This window comes from Roseibium sp. TrichSKD4 (genome assembly GCF_000148725.1).
In the GTDB taxonomy this organism is placed as follows: Bacteria; Pseudomonadota; Alphaproteobacteria; order Rhizobiales; family Stappiaceae; genus Roseibium.
Window position 1 is genome coordinate 134,575 of sequence record NZ_GL476321.1, and the last position, 19,848, is coordinate 154,422.

Below are 19,848 nucleotides of genomic sequence, written 5' to 3' on the forward strand. Positions count from 1 at the left end.
ACGGACGTTGATGTCCCGCTGCTTGCCTTTGCCGACGCGATCAACCGCTGTCTTCATATTGTCATAGATCCCTCGGCCAGGAACGCCGCCAAACACGCGGAACGCGTGCCAATGGGCGTCAAACAGCATCTCGTGCGTTTGCAGCAGGTAAGCCCGGACCAAAAACGCCCGACTGTGTGACAACTTGATATGCGCGACCTGAAGCTTCAGTCGCTCGCCGCCAATATTGGCCCAGTCTTCACTCCAATCAAACTGGAAAGCTTCGCCGGGCTGGAAGATCAGAGGCACAAATGTGCCGCGCCCTGTCGTCTGTTCCGCCCGCTGCCGGTCCGCACGCCACGCACGGACAAAGGCCGCCACACGTTCATAGGAGCCATCATACCCTAACTGCACCAGATCCACGTGCATCTGTTTGACGGTTCGACGCTCTTTGCGCGACTTGCGCGTCTGGGCCACAAACCAAGAAGACAAACGGTCCGCATACGGATCAAGTTTGGTTGGTCGCGGCGGGGTTTTGAACTTCGGCTCAACAATGCCCTCGCGCAGATACTTCTTCACCGTGTTGCGAGATAAACCCGTGCGACGGGAAATCTCTCTGATTGGCATTTTGTCACGCAATGCCCAGCGTCGAATGACACTCAAAAATCCCATGTCGATCACTCCATATCCCCCGAGCCAAAAACGTCGGGGTAGTGTGTTCACATGGGTCAGTTCTCAGTGACAATTTATGGGGCCACCGGGTCAGTTCTCAGTGAAAATCAACAGTCAGCGCGCTTGATCGGGCAACAAGCCCGCTCCGCGCGCCCTTCCTAACGGTGTTTCGCCATTTCAACTTCATTTATGGGGCAGGTTCTTAGGAGAACACATGAGATTGGGCATTGGGCCGGAAGCGGTCTCTCTGCTTATGACACACCTAAGCGATTAGCAGATGGCGCGGCCCCTAGACACACAAGGAAAGCCTTTCGCACGTCCCTACACAACAGCCAGAATTACCGGATGTCGCTTTGCTCAACTTCGGCAATCGGCTTGTGAACCCGGATGGTTTCGATCTTTTCGCCCGGCCGCATGATACCGATGACGGTTTCAACGTCGGGGCACCCTTCGTCCCGGCAGGCAATTTCGCTCACGGCCACGACCACTTGGTCGTCTAGCCCGCGTAATGCGCGGGTCCACTCCTTGATCTGACGGGTTTTCTCAGGAAGCGCTCGGCGCGGTGCCAGCGGGTTTACGAAACTCATCGTCATCGCCTTCGTGTCTGATTTATCGCGGCATGCGGTTGTTTCCGACGGGCAATCTCTTGCTCACGCAGTCAAGGTCGCGCTGGATTCGAGTTCTGCGCGGCAGTTCATGAAGCCTTTTTCAAAGAGATCCTTTGGAAGATTTCGGCCAATGAACACGAGGCGGCTTATGCGCGGTTCGTTGTCGTGCCAAGGCCTTTGATGGTCTCCCTCCAAAAGCATATGAACGGCCTGAACTACAAAACGGTCGTTGTCATCTTTGAACGAAAGAATGCCTTTCATCCGCAATATGTCTGTCCCGTATTGCTGCGTTATCATCTGAACCCACGGCAGAACTCTTTGAGGGTCGAGGGGCTCTTCAGTTACCAGCGAGAAGCTGGTGACGTGATCATCATGGTGATGATGGTGATGGCCGTCCAGGAAATCCGGCTCGACCTCAAGAATACGATCGAGATCAAAGGCATTTCGATTAAGGATCTGGTCGAGCGGCACATCGCAGCGTGTGGACTGCCTGATTGTTGTTGTCGGATTGATCTTGCGGATACGAGTCTCGACGGCGGCCAGTTCGTCGGGCGTAACCAAATCCGTCTTGTTCAGAAGAACGATATCCGCGAAGGCAAGTTGTTCCTGCGCCTCGTGGGCGTGATCGATCTCTCCCAGCAAATGCTTGGCGTCAACGACAGTAACGATCGCATCGAGCTTGGTCTTGCGGCGAACGTCATCATCAACGAAGAATGTCTGCGCGACAGGAGCAGGGTCAGCCAGGCCGGTTGTCTCAATCAGAATAGCATCGAATGCGCCCGTGCGGCGCATCAGGCCCTCAATGATGCGGATCAGATCTCCGCGAACGGTGCAGCAGATACACCCGTTGTTCATTTCGAACACTTCTTCGTCGGCGCCGACGATGAGATCGTTGTCGATGCCAACTTCACCGAATTCATTGACAATCACGGCGTAACGTTTGCCATGGTTTTCGGTGAGGATCCGGTTGAGCAGTGTGGTTTTTCCTGCGCCCAGATATCCGGTCAGGACAGTTACAGGTGTAAAGCTCACGTTAGACATTCCAGGTCTCCTGTTACCGTGGCGCGCCGCGTCTCGGTTGGGTGACTGCGGAGTGCAAAAGGGATTTCAGTTGGGCGCCAAATTCGGTGAAGCGCCGGTAGATGTAGGACGGACGGTTGTCGAGGGCGGCCTCGAAAAGTTGCCGGACCGGCTCTGGGTCAATCCCGTCGGTGATGAAAACGAGCCGGGTGCGATGATCCTCATCCGGCCAGGCGTCGAGGGTTCGAAGCGGATAGACCATGTGCTGCACCGCGTGAACGACAGCAGGCCGTGCGCAGTCTTCCGCAAGGTTCACGATTCCCTTCGCACGCAGCAGCCGCGGCCCGGCAGAATCTGACAAGAGCCCCATGAACTTCCGGAATGTTTCCGGCTCGACGGGCTGTTCCCGTGTCAGGGTGAAGGTCCTGATGCGGCCTGCGTGCCGATCCACGCCTTGCACCGCATCGGTATTTCCATGTGCGGCCGGAACCTCGGAGCGGATCGCCGCTTCCAGCGCCAGCCAGCCGATCACGTCGTCGCCGAGCGAGGCAGGCATATAGGCGCGTTGCCGGAACAGATCGGCCGGCACGAAACCGGCTGCGCTGCTATCGAGAATTGGAGCCGATGGGTTCACGGGCAAAAGCCCTGCCTTGAGCCGCTCGACCGCGGAGTTCAATTCCGCACCGTTTACAAGGTCGGTTTTCGTCAGCAGCAGGCGATCTGCGAAGGCAATTTGTTTCGTTGCCTCGAAATGGTTCTGAAGTGCCGCCGTGCCCGTCTCAATGTCAACGAGCGTGACCACTCCGGCCAGCTCGAAATTGCGGGCAACAATGTGATCGCGCAGGCCAATGGCGGGCGAGCCGCCTGGTATCAGGTCGTTGATCAAGGGCGCGGGATCGGCAAGGCCCGTCGTTTCAACAATGACGCGCTTGAAAACGGTCTCGCCTGCCTCGGCCAACGTGTGGAGCTCGTAAAGTGTTGTGCGGATGTCGCTGCCAGCCGTGCAGCACATGCAGCCGGTTGTCGTTCGCGCGACCTGGGTCTTGCCGACGTGGACGAGGTCATGGTCGATCGCGATATCGCCGAACTCGTTGATGACAACGGCGGTGTCCGCGAAGTCCGGATCGCTCAAGAGCCGGTTGAGAAGCGTCGACTTGCCGGCCCCGAGAAACCCTGTGAGCAGAAAGACCGAGATATTATTCATCCGAACAGGCCTCGCACACTCCGGAGAGTTCGACCGTTGTCGCATTTGTCTGGAACCTTTGCTTGCGGGCAAGCTTCTCCAGCAATCGTCCAAGGTCGGCATCGTGGATTTCGTCCGTTCGCCCGCATTTCACGCATATGGTGAAAGCAGCGCCTCCATGACTGTGCGCTTCACATTGCGTGCACAGGGCAAAGGCACTTAGGCTCTCGATCTTGTGGACCAATCCGATGGCGATGAGCTGGTCGAGTGCCCGGTACACCTGTAAAGGTGCTTTCAATCCCTGCCCGCGCAGCGCTTCAAGCAACTTGTAGGCGCTCATCGGCTTGTACGACCGGGCAAGAACCTCGAAGACCAGCTGGCTGTTGCGGCCGCCGATGCGCTCTACCGTATCATTGCGGACAGTTTCTTGCATGCCGTGCGACCGATGTGATGACATAACATTGCCGTTGACGAACGTAATAACATAACGTAGTCGTCCGTCAAGCTGTCCTGATGGCGGACGATTGGGAGTGTGTGGATGCCAGCCTGTGTGACGTTCGAGGATTTGACGCTGGGATATAACAGTCATCCCGCCGTGCATCATTTGAACGGTGTTGTGCAAAAGGGATCTCTGACCGCCGTCGTTGGTGCCAACGGGTCTGGTAAGTCGACCTTGATGAAGGGCATTGTCGGCATCTTGAAGCCGATGTCCGGTCATTGTTCCATCGCTGCTGACGTCACACTTGCCTATCTGCCGCAACAATCCGAACTTGACCGCTCTTTTCCGGCGCGGGTCATCGATCTGGTCACGTTGGGTCTGTGGCCGCGCCGGGGACTGCTGGGCCGGTACAATTCTGAAGATCGAAAGAGTGTCGCCGATGCCTTGTCCGCGGTCGGGCTGGAAGGATTCGAGAAACGGCCTATCGACACGCTGTCCGGCGGTCAGCTGCAGCGCGCGCTCTTCGCCAGAGTTCTGGTGCAGGATGCCAATCTGATCCTGCTTGATGAGCCGTTCAACGCAATTGACGCGAAAACCGTGGCGGATCTAATCGGGCTGATCAAACGCTGGCACGGCGAAGAACGTACGGTCTTCGTTGTCGTCCACGATCTCGATCTGGTACGCGAGCATTTTCCTGATGCGCTGCTTCTTGCACGCGGCTCGGTGGCCTGGGGCGAAGCCCGCAAGACGCTTTCATCGGAAAATCTGCTGCGCGCGCGCCAGTTCCATGAAGCATGGGACGAGGATGCTCCGTGGTGCGCCACCGGAGATGCTCATGAGCACGACCGTGCGCACCAGCCACGAGGAGTTGCCTGATGCTCCTCTATGACTGGTTCATCGCGCCCTTTGCCGAATTTGCGTTCATGCAACGCGCCCTTTTGGGGGCCGTCCTGCTTTCCCTCAGCGCGTGTCCCGTCGGGGTTTTCCTCATGCTTCGGCGCATGAGCCTCACAGGCGATGCAATGGCGCATGCCCTGTTGCCAGGTGCGGCGGTGGGTTTCCTGCTCTACGGCCTTGAGCTTCTACCAATGACCCTCGGCGGATTAATCGCCGGAATGGTCGTGGCTCTTTCCGCCGGTGCCGTGTCACGCCTGACAATTCAGAAAGAGGATGCCTCCATGGCAGCCTTTTATCTTATCTCACTTGCGTTCGGTGTCCTGATCGTTTCGCTTCGCGGTTCCAACGTCGACTTGATGCATGTTCTTTTTGGCACGGTGCTCGCGCTGAACGACGAAGCCTTGAGCCTGATCGGTGGTATTTCCTTCTTTACCTTAGCCTCGCTCGCGATCTTCTGGAGGGCTCTGGTTGCGGAATGTCTCGATCCGCTCTTCCTTCGATCGGTGTCCCGTCTGGGACCACCGGTGCATTTTGTGTTTCTGGGGCTCGTCGTGCTCAATCTCGTCGGGGGGTTCCAGGCGCTTGGAACGCTGCTGTCCGTGGGACTGATGATGGTGCCGGCCGCTGCCGCCCGTTTCTGGACGGTCCGGGTCCATCCGATGTGTGCGCTCGCGATTGGCTTTGGCATTCTCTCCTGCGTCTCCGGCCTGCTGTTGTCCTATCACGCCTCACTTCCCTCTGGTCCGGCCATCATTCTGTCCGCCGGTGTCCTCTACATCATTTCCATTTTTGCCGGTGCGCGCGGACTTCTGGCTTCCCGCGTCCGGTCAAGATCTCACCGAACTGCCTGAACGAAAAGGAGTAATCCCATGTCCAGAATGCTCACGCTTGCCGCTGCCGTAAGTGCCATCACATTGTTTCCTGCAACACTTGCCACGGCGAATGCCGAGAACCTGAAGGTCGTCGCCAGTTTCTCGATCATCGGTGACTTTGCAAAAAATGTCGGCGGTGATCGGGTCGATATTACGACGCTGGTTGGCCCCAATGGCGACGCCCATGTCTACGAGCCGCGGCCGTCAGATGCTGCGGCGGTTGCCGGTGCAGATGTGGTTTTGGTCAACGGCTTGCAGTTCGAGGGATTTCTCGACCGGCTTGTTGAAGCAAGTGGCACCAAGGCGCCAATCGTCGAAGTCACCAAGGGCGGTGAAATTCTCCCAAGCGAAGACGACGATCATGATCACGAGGCTGGCCACAAGGACGGCGAAGAGCACGAGCATGATCACGACCATGCTTCCGAAGAAGGGCATGACCACGACAAGGAGGAAGAACACGCCCACGGCGAGCACGACGATCATGATCATGACAAAGAAGAAGAACACGCCCATGCGGATGAGCACGATCATCATGATCACGGCGAATTCGACCCGCATGCATGGCAGTCGGTTCACAATGCCGAAGTCTATGTGAAGAACATTGCCGATGCCCTTTGTGCGGCCGATGCCGCAGGCTGCGATGTCTATATGGCCAATGCAAAAGCCTTCGGAGAAGAGCTGGAGGCCCTGGAAGGCTCCATCAAAGCGGCCATCGCGGAAATTCCGGAAGACAAGCGCACGATCATCACGCCTCATGATGCCTTCCGCTATTACGAGCATGAATATGGTGTGAAAATTCTTGCCCTGAAGGCATGTCGACGGAGTCCGAAGCCTCGGCTGCCGATGTCGCTGCGCTCATTCGGCAGGTCAAGGAAGATCAGGCTTCGGCGATCTTCGTGGAAAACGTCACCAATCCCCGGCTCATCGAACAGATTGCCAACGAAACGGGCCTAAAAATCGGCGGCACGCTCTATTCTGACGCGCTGTCCGAAGAAGGCGGCCCTGCTGCAACCTATATCGAAATGATGCAGCACAATACGGACACGATCAAAAACGCGATCTCGGGAAGCTGAGTTCGTTCCAAGCACTGGGAAGGCGGAGCAATCCGCCTTTCTATTGGCCTTAACTCGTAACGATATAACATTTCGGAGATTGGTATGCGTAAGTCACTGTTAGCTTCCGCCGCTTTGAGCCTTGCTTTCACCGCGTTGGCAATGCCCGCGATGGCCGAGGAGGTAACGGAATGGCGTTTGTTCGTTTCAGATCATAGTGATCCAAAAGTGACTGTTGTGGATGCCCTTGAGGGGGCGACAATCGAGACGATCCAGATCAAGGCGCCGGCATCGCTTTACCGCAGCAAGGGTGGCGAAGCGGTCTTTGCCGTGCAGCGGAACGGCAATATCGTGAACACGATATCGAGCGGGATCGCCTTTGAAGACCATGGCGATCACGGTGACATCAAGGTCGCACCACCCAAGATCACCGGGGCGGAGATCGCGGGTGAGTATCCTGTCCACTTCGTCGAGCATGACGGCCAGTTGGCAGTCTTCTTCGACAAGGAAGGTGTCGCACGAGTTTTCAGTGAAAGAGACGCACTGAAGGGCAGCGTCGACCTGCGCGCGGTGGAGGCCGATGCACCGCATCACTGGGTCGCGGTCGCCTTCGGCGATCACGACCTGGTATCCGTCCCTCATCCCGAAGACCCGTCCAAATTGCCCGTCGGTATCGGCACTCTGGATCGGGAGGGCAATGAGGTCGGCGCAACAGCCGCGTGCCCGGACCTGCACGGCGAAGCAGCCTCAGGCAATCTGCTTGTCTTCGCATGCGCAACGGGTCTGCTTGTCGTCACCGAAGGAGATGGTGGGCCGCAAATCAGGCATGTCGCCTATCCGCAGGCACTTCCGGACGGCAAATCGACCACCGTCGTCGGCGGCATCGGCATCCAGTATTTCCTGGGCAACTACGGCGCCGACAAGGTGGTGATCATTGACCCTACCGGTGACGGGGACTTCCGGCTTGTCGACCTGCCGATGCGCCGCGTTCACTTCGCCGTTGATCCGGTCAGGCCGAAATTCGCCTATGTCTTCACCGAGGACGGCCAGCTGCACCAACTCGACATTCTGACGGGTGCCATCTCTGCCACCCTTTCTGTGACCGAGGCCTATTCGATGGACGGACACTGGAGCGATCCACGTCCGCGGGTGGCTGTCGCGGGCGGCTCCATCGTCGTCACGGATCCGCTGGCGGGCAAGCTTCACCTGATCGGCGCTGTCGATTTCAAGAAAGTGGGTGAAATCGCGGTTGGCGGCCAGCCCTACAATATCGTCGCTGTCGGTGGCACCGGAATGTCTCATGGAGACACGGCGGGCCACAAGCACGACCACTGACCACATCCGAAGGCACCCGGCCATTCAGGCCGGGTGTCCTTGAACGCTTGTTCCTGGCTGGTCCGCTGTGGGGTGATTGGCCCTGGTGGGCTGGAGCACACCTCCTGAAACTGAACGGTGAGCGTGCGAGCAAGCCAACCAACTTATTCTGAGGTTCTGAAAATCATGAACTACGCTGCGACTGTTGCGGCCATGGCAGACTACAGGAAGGAGCACGGACTGCGTCCCTCGCGCGCAGATGCCGAGGCCGCCGTGCGTGTCCTGCTTGAATGGAGCGGTGACGATCCCGATCGTGAAGGACTGGTCGACACGCCTGCCCGTGTCGTGCGCGCCTATGAAGAGTTCTTTGAAGGATACAAGATCGATCCCGCAGAGCTTCTTGCGCGCACCTTCGAGGAAACGAACGACTATGACGATCTGATCGTCCTGCGGAACATGCGGCTGGAATCGCATTGCGAGCACCATGTCGTACCGATTATCGGAAAGGTGCATGTGGCCTATCTTCCTGCCAATCGCGTCGTCGGCATCAGCAAACTTGCACGGGTCGTCGAGGTTTACGCAAAACGCCTTCAGATCCAGGAAACGCTGACCTCGCAGATTGCCGACACGATTCAGGACGTTCTTCAGCCGCGCGGCGTCGCCGTTGTCGTGGAAGCCGCGCATATGTGCATGACCACCAGGGGTATCAAAAAGCCCGGCGTTTCCATGCTGACCCGACGGCTCCTCGGCGAGTTTCAAACGGAACCGGAGCTTCGCAGAGATTTCCTGTCTTCCATTTCCGGCGCAAATGGAGGCGCATTTTCATGACGGAGAATTCCTTCTTTTCGCCCCGGCTCTCCGTTGAGCAGGTCGAGGAGGGCAAGGTCCTCGCACCGAAATTCGATGGAAATGGCCTCCTGCCTGTCGTCACGACCGACGCTGAGACCGGCGACGTTCTGATGATGGGCGTGATGAACAAGGAAGCGTTGTTACAAACGATCAAAACGGGCGAAGCCCATTACTGGAGCCGGAGCCGCAAGTGTCTCTGGCACAAGGGGGCCACCAGCGGGCTGATCCAGAAAGTGGTCGAAATGCGGATCGACGACGACCAGGATGCGGTCTGGCTGCGTGTTGCCGTTGACGGCGGCGCGAGCTGTCATGTCGGCTACCGTTCCTGTTTTTACCGCGCGGTGCCGGTTGGTGCGGAAGATGGGCCGCTCGAACTGAGTTACACAGAAACTGAAAAGGCCATTGACCCGAAAGAGGTCTATGGCGACGCGCCGAATCCAACACAGTTGTGACGGTCGCGTGCTACGGTTTTCTAGGCAGGTGGCATGACGCAAATTGACAAGATTGCAACTCCAATGACCGCAGGCCTTCCGGGCGTTGACTTTACCCGCCCAGGGGAACTCGGATTCGGCATGCCGGAAGACATCGGGACGCAACGAGTGAAAACCTTGAGCAATGCGGCTTGGGTCGATGCCGTTGACAAGGTGGCGATCCGCTTCCCGGGAGTGGCCAAAAGCCGGATCGCACTTGCGATCTTTGCCACTTACGCCGCACGCCTCAGCGAAGATCGTGCGGCAGTCTTCGCCCTTGCCGATTCAACTTCAGCGGGGAATGCACCGACTCTTGTCCTTGCTGAATTCGGCCTCGCCCCGGACAAGACCTTCGCCAACGTTCTGGAAGACGCAACACCCTCTGGGGTATTGCCAACTTGTTGAATTCGTGGTGCATGACACCCCATTCTGGACGGGATTCAGGCGTTCATTTTTCCAGTGTAGTCTTGCCATATTGCGAATGCATCAGCCCTTGCATGCCGGTATGAAGGTGCGGACAGTTTATATCGGCGCGGCCGGAAAAGCGTGTTGATCTGATCATGGGCAGACAGGAAGCGTTGTGCCTGACGCGGAGATTTGAACCGGCCCATGATCTTCTCCCGTTTACGTGTTGGGCGATGGGAGTTCTCAATCCTGTTATTCAAGCCCTTGTGAGCGCGATGATCGGCATTTGGCGCAAGAGCCCGAACCGGCTTGGTGTAACTGCGCAGTTTGTCTGTCACCACGACCCGGGGTTCGCCGTATTGCGTGACCAGCGTGCCAAAGAAACGTCTGGCTGCCCTGGCATTCCGACGCGATTGAACCAGGATATCCAGTACGTCTCCATCCCCGTCAATCGCCCGCCAGAGCCAGTATTTGACACCACCAATAACGATCACCGCTTCATCCAGGTGCCATTTGCTATTGGGCTTTGGACGGTCACGACGAATGCAGCGCGCAAAATGTCGGCCAAACCGGTTCACCCATTTGCGGACTGTTTCCCTACTGACAGCAATTCCCCGCTCCGCTAGCAGGTCTTCAACATCCGCCGCGTTCAACGCTAAGCGGTGGTAGGCCCAGACCGCATAGGAAATGATCGATCGTGGAAAGCGAAAGCCCTTAAGGCCTGGGAATTCTGAACTTGGAAACATACAAACGATCTATCAAACCAATGCTCAATCAACAACTTGCCCCCGACGGAACTACTAAAATCAGAAAAAATGCTCCAATCTTCATTATTTCTCTTTCGATGTTCTGGCTTCAAGTCCCATTCATCCACCCGTTCTTTCGTAATCATCCTCAATTCTGACGATGTCGTTTTCATCCAATCGATCCCCGAACTGGACTTCGACAAACCGCAATTCGCGATCACTATCATTGTGGATGCGGTGCTGCGTTTGGCGGGGAACATAAATATGACTGCCACGCTCAACACGGATCTGATCACCACCAAGGGTGACGACACCTTCGCCTTCGACAACGACCCAGTGTTCCGAGCGGTGTTTATGAAGCTGCAAAGAAAGCCTTTGCCCGGGCTTCACGCTGATGGTTTTAACTGCATATCGTTCGTTGGCTTCGACAACCTTCCATGTTCCCCATGGGCGTACATCTGCTTGTCCATTTTGATATTCTTGATGCTCCACGAAGGGCTGTCCAATCTATCTTTTTCCAGTCATTTATGCGGTAACCACTCTCGCTTTATCCGCATCCAACTGAACGCTGACGGCACTTCCCTTTGTGAACGGGTCGCTGATGACATTGCTGACGATGAACAGCTCGCCAATAGGAGTGTCGACCGTGTATTGGATTTCTTTGCCAAGATAGGCCGCATAGGTGACTTCGCCTTTGATGCCAGCATTCTTGCCGGAGGCCAGTGACAGATGATGCGGGCGAAGGACAAGTTTTGCCGAACCCTTTTCCGCTCCTAGATAGGGAACTGTCAGTTTCTGCCCATCAAGCTCAATAGAGGCGGTTTCACCTTTGGTGCTGATGATCTCACAGGCGGCTAGGTTAGCATCCCCAATGAAGTCGGCGATGAACTCAGAGTTGGGTTTCTCATAGAGATCGTGTGGGCTGCCTTCCTGGGCGATCTCCGCGTTGCGCATGACAATAATGTTGTCAGAGACCGCCATTGCTTCTTCCTGATCGTGGGTCACATAGACGGCGGTCAGACCAAGACGCTGTTGAATTTGTCGGATTTCCTCACGGACGTGACGTCGCAGCTTTGCATCCAGATTGGACAAAGGCTCATCGAGCAGCAAAACTTCTGGTTCCAAGACAATAGCCCGTGCTACTGCCACACGTTGCTGCTGACCGCCTGAAAGTTCACTGGGCAAACGATCGCCATATCCGGCAAGTCCAACCAGTTCCAAACCTTGATCAGCCTTTTGAGCCGCTTCCGCCTTTGGCACTGATTTTACTGTCAGTCCATAGGCCACGTTTTCGCGAACGGTCATGTGTGGAAACAGTGCGTAAGACTGGAACACCATAGAGACTTTGCGGTATGTCGCGGTGAGATGGGTTACGTCTTCACCGCCAATATAGATTGAGCCTTCGGTTGCCATTTCCAGGCCGGCAATCAGGCGCAGAGTCGTGGTCTTACCACACCCACTTGGACCAAGCAGTGTAACGAGCTTTCCCGGTTGGACATCGAGGTCGAGCTTTTTCAGCGCTGTGACGGCACCGTATTTCTTTACCACGCCTTCAAAGCGGACTGATCCTGAGTTTGAGTTGGTCATGAGTTTCTCCTCACTAGCCATTATGCTTTGGCAGCTTGTTGGACGCGGTCAGTGCGACGCAAACGTCGTGTCCCGACCAAAAGTTGAAGGATTAGGATGGCTGTGAGCATCGTAATGATAAGGACGGCGGAGTAAGCAATCGCCAGACCAAATTCACCGTTCTCAACACGGCCTACAATGAAAGATGTCGCCATATTGTGTTTCGCGCTCACAAGGAAGATGACGGCACTCACAGAGGTGATCGCTCGCACAAAGCTGTAGGTGAGTGCAGCGAGTATGGCCGGTCCCATGAGTGGAAGGATCACTCGCCGCACCGTTGTGAAACTGTTCGCACCCAAGGTGATGGATGCCTCGTCCAAGCTCTTATCGAGCTGTGACATGGCCGCGATACCGCCGCGCACACCGACTGGCATATTGCGGAATACGAAGACGATGATCAGAATGATGGATGTACCGGTCAACTCAATCGGCGGGAAGTTGAATGCCATGATGTAACTCACACCAATCACTGTGCCGGGAATCGCGAAGCTAAGCATGGTTGAGAATTCGAAAGCATCCTTGCCAATGAATTTCTGGCGTACGAGCAGATAAGCTGTGGTCAATCCGACAAGCGCAGTCAAAGGCGCTGCAACACTGGAAATTGTAAGCGTCGTAATATAGCTGTCCCAGGCAACGCCTGTCAGCCTGCCGTTTGAGAAGTCGATGCCGAAGGCACGAATATAGTGATCCCAGGTGAAGCTATGATTGTAACCCCAGAGCTTCACAAAGCTTCCGAAGATAATCATCGAATAAACGACGGCAGTTAGAAATGCCCATGGCAACGCGGTGGCATAGCAAATGCCACGCAATATGGGATTGAGCGATGCGTTCTGACCGCTATCAGCCTTGCCCGTAATCGTAGCGTATGACTTTTTGCCGAGCCAAATGCGCTGCGCCATGAAAGCAGATAGTGTGAGGGTCAGGAGCGCAATCGCAAGGATTGCGGCCTTTGCCGGATCTGCCACAGAGCCCACGATGGAGAAGAAGATTTCCGTTGAAAGGACTGAGTAACCACTGCCCAACACAAGTGGGTTACCAAAGTCGGCAAGGCTCTCGATGAAACCAAGCAGGAAGGCGTTCGCAAGGCCGGGGCGCATCAATGGGAGCGAAACATATCGGAATGTTTGCCAGCGATCGGCGTCAAGTGTTTGCGACGCCTCTTCCATGGAGGGGCTCACGCCTTGGACAACACCAATAAGCACAAGAAAGGCAATTGGCGTGAAGGATAAAAGCTGCGCAAAATAGACACCCCAGAACCCATAGAGCCAGCGTGTGGGCTCAACACCCATGAGCTCCGCGACGAACTCGGTAACTGTGCCTGCCCGGCCAAAAAGAAGGATGAGAGCAAGACCGATCACGAAGGGCGGAGTGATGATCGGAATAACTGTCAGTACGCGAAGCAGTTTTTTCGCGCGGAAGTCTGTGCGGGTGAATATCAGAGCAAAGGCCAGACCCAAAAGCGTCGTGCCAAGACCTGTCATGACTGCGAGAAAAAGCGAGTTTATGCCAACACCGCAGGATCGTCCGCTATAAAGGCACTCCATGCCCCAAATATCGCTGCTAAAGAAACGTGGGAAAAACTGATTGATTGCATAGCCATCCTCAACCTCGAAAGCTTGGATGAGAATATGCATGACTGGGTAGAAGACAAAAATGCCAACAAGTGCGACGATCAGTCCGATCGCGCCGATCACAAAGGCATCGCCCTGTCCTTTCCCGGACTGCGCAATTGCTGTTGTAACAACAAAGAGCAATGAAAGCGCCACCAAACCGGCGCCAACACCCATGCCTGGTTGCCCGGCAGTGATGAGTTCACCCGTGAGAAGACTTTCAAACAGCCTAGGTCCAGCACGAACAATGATGAGACCTTGAACGGCCATCAGAAAAATACCAACGACTGCTGTAACCAAAGTCCATTTGGCACGTATCACTGGATTATTTACAGCGAACTGAATGGCAATCGCCACAAAGATGGCCAGCAAAGGTGGTAGGAGCCACCATTGACCTGCGAGGACCTGAAAGAGACCTGTGGAGGGGATGTCATCCGTCACCCAGGCAAGGTCCGCGACACCGTCGTCGCTCATATGCCAAGGCAAACAGATAAAGCTTACCAGCCCCAGCACGAGCCAGCTTAATGACAGTTTTTTCATTGGATTTCCGTTTTCTACCAGCGGTGCCCCGCTCGCGCGAGGCACCGTTGATGATCACGCATTAAAAGAAGCGGATCGTCTGGGAGGATTACTGAGCGTTTGGATCGCCAACCTCTTTGTCCCAGCGAGAAAGCAAGCGCTTACGTGTGTCGCTTGAGCCATAAGTCGCAAAGTCGTAGTCGATCAGCTTGATGGAAGCGAGATCAGGCGATTCGGGTGCAACTTTGGCGTTGGAGTTCGAAGGCACTTGGAATGAGCCAACTTCCGGACCGCGGGACTGCCAATCTGCGTTCAGAGCGAATTCAACCCACTTTCTTGCAGCATCAAGGTTTTTAGCGCCCTTGATGATGGAGACTGCGCCAACTTCGTAGCCAGTGCCTTCACACGGAGCCACGATCTTCAGCGGGAATCCCTGAGAAGCCAAATTGACCATGTCGTGCATAAAGCCAATTGAAACACCGGTCTCACCACGCGCTGCTGCTTTGGATGGAGCAGAGCCTGACTTCGTGTATGAGTTCACATTCTTTCCGACCGCAGCCAGTTTCGTCATAGCTTCGTCTTCGCCGAAGAGCTGAACAAAAGTCGCAAGCTCAGTATAGGCTGTGCCGGAGCTGTTTGGGTTTGCAACCTGGATCTCTCCAGCAAACCGGGCGTCTTCAAGATCGGCCCAACACTGTGGTGGCGCAATATTTTTCTTTGCGAGAATGTCAGCATTGTATGCGATGCCAAGAGCACCAGCATAGATGCCGACAGTCTTACCATCAGAGATCTTGTGCATATTCTGCGCCCAACCAAGAAGGTCGCTCGTGTCGACGCCTGACACCTGTGTCAGGCCTTCTTCAGCTGCGATCAAATGCGGATCACCTGTGCCTCCCCACCAGACATCTATCTTTGGGTTGCCAGCTTCGGCACGAACCTGCGCGAGCGTCTCGCCGGTTGATTTGCGGACCATCAGAACATCAGTGTCACTGTTTTCAGCTTCAAAAGCTGATTTCATCAAGTCGCACCAATCCTGCTCGGCGCTACATACGACGCTGAGCTCGTCGGCCTGAGCAGCGGTTGTAGATGTAAGTGCAAGGCCCGACGTCGAAGCGACGAGGGCGAGAAGCGGAACTATTCCGAACTTTTTCATATTCTTCCTCCCTAGAGTTGAAAGCTGCAGGCACAATCTCCCCCTGCAACACTCTTAGGTTAGAAACTCTGCAAACCTTCCGATATCGAAGTCCTGTTTACAATGTTACAAATCCTAAGCCTTTGTGTTAACAATATTTCATTTCGCTAAGTGACTGTAACATTTGTAACGATATACCCGAAGACGCATAAGAATTCTCACACTATGCTAAGGGCATAGGAGGCTTCGCTGATGGTGCGCCCAAGGATAGGGATTGTTGATGATGAGATAGGAATGAGGGATGCGCTTTCTGCATTGCTCACCGAAAACGAGTTTGATCCAGTTCCCATGGAATGCATCTCTGATTTCAATGTCGTCCGGAAATCCGTAAAGCTCGACCTCGTTATCATCGACCTGCAGCTACGCAATGAAAGCGGTCTTGAACTCGCAAAAGCCATTCGCAAAACTGAAGATCTCCCCATCGTCATGCTCACTGGACAAGGTGACGAGACAGACCAGATTGTTGGTCTTGAAACGGGCGCCGATGACTATCTTCTAAAGCCTTTTAACCCAAGGGAGCTCGTTGCACGCATCAAAGCTGTCCTACGAAGGTACCAACCGAACCAACACAATGCAGTCTCCGCTGATGATACTGCCGGACGGATCTCGTTTGGTCGTATGATGGTCGATCAACAAGACCGTGCGCTCTACGGTCCGGATGGTGAAGAGATTGTTCTCACTAATGCCGAGTTTCGTTTGCTGGAGTATTTTTTGGCACGTCCAAATAAGGTGATCTCGCGACTGGACCTGCTGACCGAACTTGGCAGTGATTTGACCAAATATGTGGACCGCACAGTTGATGTGTTGATCCTGCGTCTTCGACGCAAAATCGAAGAAAACCCCTCTAAGCCGATCCATCTGCAAACAAGGCGAGGACAGGGTTACATATTTGTCCTTCAGGCTTCAGCGATTGAACCATGAGTAATCTTCTTCCACGCTCAATCCGAGCACGTCTGTGGACAGCGATTGCACTCCTATCTCTCGCAGTCGTTGGTGTCAGTTTGATGACTTGGATTGGTCTACAGCGCGTTGATACCCGCATGCAGGAATTGCATCGACAATCGCTAACCCGCGTCGCTCAAGCCATCGACCTTTCCAAACGATCATCTGATCTGGCAACGACAGCTCCATATTTGCTCAATCAGAGATCTAACTTTCTGATTGATCGGGAGGGGCAAAAGCTAGTTGGCGTTCTTGATCGTGTACGCAAGGAATGGCCAGACACCTCACTGAGCAACAACGATGAGAACCTAAGCATCGGTCCCATTACCACACAGATGGAAAACGGCATCAAGGACCTGGTCGATGCCTCAAAGCGGTTGGACGTGGTGCAGTCGAGCGTTCGACAAGCGATCGCAAAGCTTGGGAACCTGCGAGAGCAAGTTGTTGGAGAAGTCGAAAATTCTGAATCTCGTCCAGAAACACGGCTTGCGTGGTGGACGCTACAAGCCATGACGGCTGACGCCCTCAATGCGGCCTACGCAGACAATCTGATCGGTGTGGGTGAGGAGCAACGACAATATCAAAGACAAAGACGCCAATTGGCGTCGCCAGCACTTTCCGAACAGCAGCGAGCATTCCTGGAGCAACTGGAAGAGATCATTACAGGAGAAACCGGTATATTCGAACTGCGTCGACAAGAACTTGCCGTCAATCTTCAGGCGCAGAACGCACTCTTTCGTATCAGGCGCGATGCCAACCTCGTCAACGAATTGGCCGTGGGTTATGCGTCGAGAGCCGAAGCCTTTCTGGCACAAGAGCGATCAGACTCTTCCTCCACGATCCAATTTATCAAGCTCACGCTCGCGGTCGTCAGTTTAGTAAGCCTCGCTTTGGCATTGTCCGCCGCTTTATTCGTCTCACGTTATGTAGCTTACAATATTGGACGAGTGTCCGATGCCATGGTGCGTCTGGCCAATGGCGACAGAACATCCGTCTTGCCGCGCAGATCCGGAAACGACGATGAAATTGGCGATCTGTTTCGGTCGTTTCGTAGTTTCAGAGCGAATGCGCTTAGACTGGACCGCTCTCACAAACAGCTCAATCAACGCAACGCGCTGTTTGAGAAAGTCTTCGCCAATATTGCATATGGAATCGCGATTACCGATGCGACTGGCAAGGTGACGGCTTCAAATCCAGCCTTCGCGGATATTCTGGAAATTGATCCGGACAAACCCTTCCGCAAGCCACTTGCCGATTGGTTCCATGAGGGAAAGTTTGCCAGGTCGGCTGCCGGAGCAAATGTAGAATCTAGCCTTCGCGGTCAGTTGGACCTCATAGCCGATGATGGTCAAGTCCTCGAATTAAGGGCAAGCCAACTCCCCGACGATGGTCGTGTCTGGTTAGTGGCTGATGTCACCGAAAGCCACACCATGTCAGCTCGTCTTGCTCAGATCGACCGCATCGAAGCTTTGGGTAAAGTTGCTGGCGACACAGCTCATGACTTCGCCAATATCCTTTCAACGATCCGAACTCATGCGCATCTGCTCACAAATGGAGCGAGCGAAACTCAAAGAGCAAATGTCTCCGCAATCGAGAATGCTGTCGAGTTCGGCGGCTCTTTGACGGAACGTCTGCTGGCATTCGCAAGGAAGCAAAACCTCGTACCCGAGATAGTTGAGCTCAACAGCCTGCTCGAAGGGATGATTGAGCTTGCGGAAATTGGGTTAAGGGAAGGGGTGGCGCTCAATGTCATGTACTCTCCAGAACCCCTTCATGTGATAGCCGATCCAGGTCAGATGGAATCCACACTTCTCAATCTTATCTTGAATGCAAACAATGCAATTGAGGCCAACGGTGAGATCGCAATTCAGTTGCTGTCGCGAGATGATGAAGCGACCATCATCATCAAAGATGACGGCATTGGCATGCCAGCCAATGTGCGAACAAAAGCTATCGAACCATTCTTCTCGACAAGAGCAGCAGAGGGTGGAACCGGACTCGGGCTTTCCATTGTATATGGCTTCATCAAGCAATCGGGTGGCAATCTTGAAATAGAAAGCGAAGAAGGCGAGGGCACTGTGATTTCCATCTCCATGCCACTGGCTAATGCAGTCAAACAAGAGACCGAAAACCAACCAATCAAAACTGCTCTTGTGATTGATGATGACCAGCAAGTACGACACATCGTCGATTCGATCCTCTGTGACATGAACTACCAGTCCACCCTATGCAGCAATGCCAACGACGCGTTGAAACATCTGGAGACTGGCAAATTCCAGCTCGTTGTCAGCGATTTTGATCTGGGATCAGAGATCACCGGACATGATATTTTGGAGACCTCCGCGGAGAAACTACCGGATGCGATGCGCATTCTTATCTCAGGCAAGTCATCATTGAGCGACGACTATGATGGACCCAATGCAATGGTCCAAAAGCCGGTTACGGCGCAGAAGCTGAAGTTTGCTCTCCAACACATCAACACCGGAGCTCTTCATTGACGATCAAACACGTTGTTTTCGATATGGGACATATCCTTCTTCACTACGATCCCGAACTTCCCTTCAAACGGATAATTCCAGATGAAGCTAAACGCGGATTCTTCTTCGCAAAGGTCTGTACGACAGCATGGAATGAAGAACAGGATAAAGGCAGGCCATGGGAAGAAGCTGAAGCTTGTCCATCGTCAGGGATTTTTGGACAGATATGGGCGTTGTTTAAGGGAGTATCTGGCTCATCTGTTTGTCGATATTAGGCGGCCTGTTTGCGGTGTTGCAAGCGGCGTTGTTCGATGGTGCTTTGTTTGATCCTTTCTCGTTTGCGCAGGATTTGTTCGCCGCGCCCGAAGTAGACGTCAGCGGGTGTGAGGTTCTTCAAGCTCTCGTGATATCGGTGATGATTGTAGTGGCTGATGAACTTGCTTATTTGGGCTTTGAGGTCACCGGGCAGGAAGTAGTTCTCCAGAAGGATCCGGTTTTTCAAGGTCTGATGCCATCTTTCGATCTTGCCCTGCGTTTGGGGGTGGTATGGGGCTCCACGCACATGGTCCATGCCTTTGTCGTCGAGCCAGTCGGCCAGCTCACCGGCGAAGTAACTTGACCCATTGTCCGACAACAGTCTTGGCCGGTGGCGGACACTGGCCTGATTACAGCCTGAAGCCTGTAAGGCCAGTTCCAACGTATCCGTGACATCACTGGCCAACATCGTCGTACACAGCTTCCACGCGATGACATAGCGGCTGTAATCATCAAGGTGTTGATTTTCACTGAGAACTGACCCGGTGGCCCCATAAATTGTCACTGAGAACTGACCCATGTGAACACACTACCCCGACGTTTTTGGCTCGGGGGATATGGAGTGATCGACATGGGATTTTTGAGTGTCATTCGACGCTGGGCATTGCGTGACAAAATGCCAATCAGAGAGATTCCCGTCGCACGGGTTTATCTCGCAACA

At 54.5% G+C, this 19,848-nt stretch carries 18 protein-coding genes and 3 pseudogenes; 10 read left to right on the top strand and 11 right to left on the bottom strand.

Features of this window, described 5'->3' with window-relative positions:
• The 5 genes from istA to TRICHSKD4_RS26990 form a co-directional block, all read right to left on the bottom strand.
• A partial coding sequence (istA, locus tag TRICHSKD4_RS26970) for an IS21 family transposase (protein ID WP_139052330.1) occupies window positions 1-651 on the bottom strand: 651 nt, incomplete at its 3' end.
• 338 nt (window positions 652-989) lie between these two features.
• Entirely contained in the window at window positions 990-1,238 is a 249-nt protein-coding gene (locus tag TRICHSKD4_RS26975; RefSeq protein WP_247642871.1) for a nitrate reductase, read from the bottom strand.
• Between the two features lie 63 nt (window positions 1,239-1,301).
• Window positions 1,302-2,300, bottom strand: coding sequence for a GTP-binding protein (locus tag TRICHSKD4_RS26980; RefSeq protein WP_009469650.1), 999 nt, complete (start codon window positions 2,298-2,300; stop codon window positions 1,302-1,304).
• Window positions 2,301-2,313: 13 nt separating this feature from the next.
• Complete coding sequence (locus tag TRICHSKD4_RS26985; RefSeq protein ID WP_009469651.1) at window positions 2,314-3,483, bottom strand: GTP-binding protein; 1,170 nt, start codon at window positions 3,481-3,483, stop codon at window positions 2,314-2,316.
• Entirely contained in the window at window positions 3,476-3,895 is a 420-nt protein-coding gene (locus TRICHSKD4_RS26990) for a Fur family transcriptional regulator (protein WP_009469652.1), read from the bottom strand. The genes TRICHSKD4_RS26985 and TRICHSKD4_RS26990 overlap by 8 nt, the downstream gene beginning before the upstream one ends.
• Before the next feature lie 105 nt (window positions 3,896-4,000).
• Here TRICHSKD4_RS26990 and aztA point away from each other — a divergent pair, with 105 nt between their 5' ends.
• The 7 genes and pseudogenes from aztA (at window position 4,001) to TRICHSKD4_RS27025 (ending at window position 9,760) form a co-directional block, all read left to right on the top strand.
• Window positions 4,001-4,777: a zinc ABC transporter ATP-binding protein AztA gene (gene aztA, locus TRICHSKD4_RS26995; RefSeq protein WP_009469653.1), complete on the top strand. Its 777-nt coding sequence runs from the start codon at window positions 4,001-4,003 to the stop codon at window positions 4,775-4,777.
• A complete protein-coding gene (aztB, locus tag TRICHSKD4_RS27000) occupies window positions 4,777-5,649 on the top strand; it encodes a zinc ABC transporter permease AztB (RefSeq protein WP_009469654.1) in 873 nt (290 codons plus the stop codon). The genes aztA and aztB overlap by 1 nt, the downstream gene beginning before the upstream one ends.
• A gap of 18 nt (window positions 5,650-5,667) precedes the next feature.
• Window positions 5,668-6,743 (top strand): annotated as a pseudogene (locus tag TRICHSKD4_RS27005) (metal ABC transporter solute-binding protein, Zn/Mn family).
• 84 nt (window positions 6,744-6,827) lie between these two features.
• Window positions 6,828-8,057: a zinc metallochaperone AztD gene (aztD, locus tag TRICHSKD4_RS27010; RefSeq protein ID WP_009469657.1), complete on the top strand. Its 1,230-nt coding sequence runs from the start codon at window positions 6,828-6,830 to the stop codon at window positions 8,055-8,057.
• Window positions 8,058-8,222: 165 nt separating this feature from the next.
• Entirely contained in the window at window positions 8,223-8,864 is a 642-nt protein-coding gene (folE, locus tag TRICHSKD4_RS27015) for a GTP cyclohydrolase I FolE (RefSeq protein WP_050763565.1), read from the top strand.
• On the top strand, window positions 8,861-9,337 hold the full coding sequence (gene hisI / locus TRICHSKD4_RS27020; protein WP_009469659.1) for a phosphoribosyl-AMP cyclohydrolase: 477 nt from the start codon (window positions 8,861-8,863) through the stop codon (window positions 9,335-9,337). The genes folE and hisI overlap by 4 nt, the downstream gene beginning before the upstream one ends.
• Window positions 9,338-9,370: 33 nt before the next feature.
• Window positions 9,371-9,760 (top strand): hypothetical protein, encoded by a 390-nt coding sequence (locus TRICHSKD4_RS27025; protein WP_009469660.1) that lies wholly within the window; start codon window positions 9,371-9,373, stop codon window positions 9,758-9,760.
• A gap of 35 nt (window positions 9,761-9,795) precedes the next feature.
• Here the strand turns inward: TRICHSKD4_RS27025 and TRICHSKD4_RS27030 are convergent, their stop codons facing one another.
• The 5 genes from TRICHSKD4_RS27030 to TRICHSKD4_RS27050 all read right to left on the bottom strand — a co-directional run bounded on the left by TRICHSKD4_RS27030 (window position 9,796) and on the right by TRICHSKD4_RS27050 (window position 15,414).
• Window positions 9,796-10,506, bottom strand: coding sequence for an IS6 family transposase (locus TRICHSKD4_RS27030; protein WP_009467818.1), 711 nt, complete (start codon window positions 10,504-10,506; stop codon window positions 9,796-9,798).
• A gap of 120 nt (window positions 10,507-10,626) precedes the next feature.
• The gene (locus tag TRICHSKD4_RS27035; protein ID WP_009469661.1) at window positions 10,627-10,998 is read right to left on the bottom strand and encodes a phosphomannose isomerase type II C-terminal cupin domain; all 372 of its coding nucleotides are present in this window, start codon (window positions 10,996-10,998) and stop codon (window positions 10,627-10,629) included.
• A gap of 33 nt (window positions 10,999-11,031) precedes the next feature.
• Entirely contained in the window at window positions 11,032-12,093 is a 1,062-nt protein-coding gene (locus TRICHSKD4_RS27040) for an ABC transporter ATP-binding protein (protein ID WP_009469662.1), read from the bottom strand.
• Window positions 12,094-12,113: 20 nt separating this feature from the next.
• Complete coding sequence (locus TRICHSKD4_RS27045) at window positions 12,114-14,282, bottom strand: iron ABC transporter permease (protein ID WP_009469663.1); 2,169 nt, start codon at window positions 14,280-14,282, stop codon at window positions 12,114-12,116.
• An 88-nt stretch (window positions 14,283-14,370) separates the two neighbouring features.
• Entirely contained in the window at window positions 14,371-15,414 is a 1,044-nt protein-coding gene (locus tag TRICHSKD4_RS27050) for an ABC transporter substrate-binding protein (RefSeq protein ID WP_009469664.1), read from the bottom strand.
• A 231-nt stretch (window positions 15,415-15,645) separates the two neighbouring features.
• On the opposite strand from TRICHSKD4_RS27050, the gene TRICHSKD4_RS27055 reads away from it, so the two are divergent.
• The 3 genes and pseudogenes from TRICHSKD4_RS27055 to TRICHSKD4_RS31950 form a co-directional block, all read left to right on the top strand.
• Window positions 15,646-16,374, top strand: a complete 729-nt coding sequence (locus TRICHSKD4_RS27055) for a response regulator (RefSeq protein ID WP_009469665.1) — start codon at window positions 15,646-15,648, stop codon at window positions 16,372-16,374.
• Complete coding sequence (locus TRICHSKD4_RS27060; protein ID WP_208993212.1) at window positions 16,371-18,893, top strand: ATP-binding protein; 2,523 nt, start codon at window positions 16,371-16,373, stop codon at window positions 18,891-18,893. Before TRICHSKD4_RS27055 ends, TRICHSKD4_RS27060 begins: the two co-directional genes overlap by 4 nt.
• 23 nt (window positions 18,894-18,916) lie before the next feature.
• Window positions 18,917-19,069 (top strand): annotated as a pseudogene (locus tag TRICHSKD4_RS31950) (HAD family phosphatase); the annotation flags it as partial.
• Between the two features lie 74 nt (window positions 19,070-19,143).
• Here TRICHSKD4_RS31950 and TRICHSKD4_RS27065 read toward each other — a convergent pair.
• Window positions 19,144-19,644, bottom strand: a pseudogene (locus TRICHSKD4_RS27065) (transposase); the annotation flags it as partial.
• Between the last annotated feature and the right edge of the window lie 204 nt (window positions 19,645-19,848).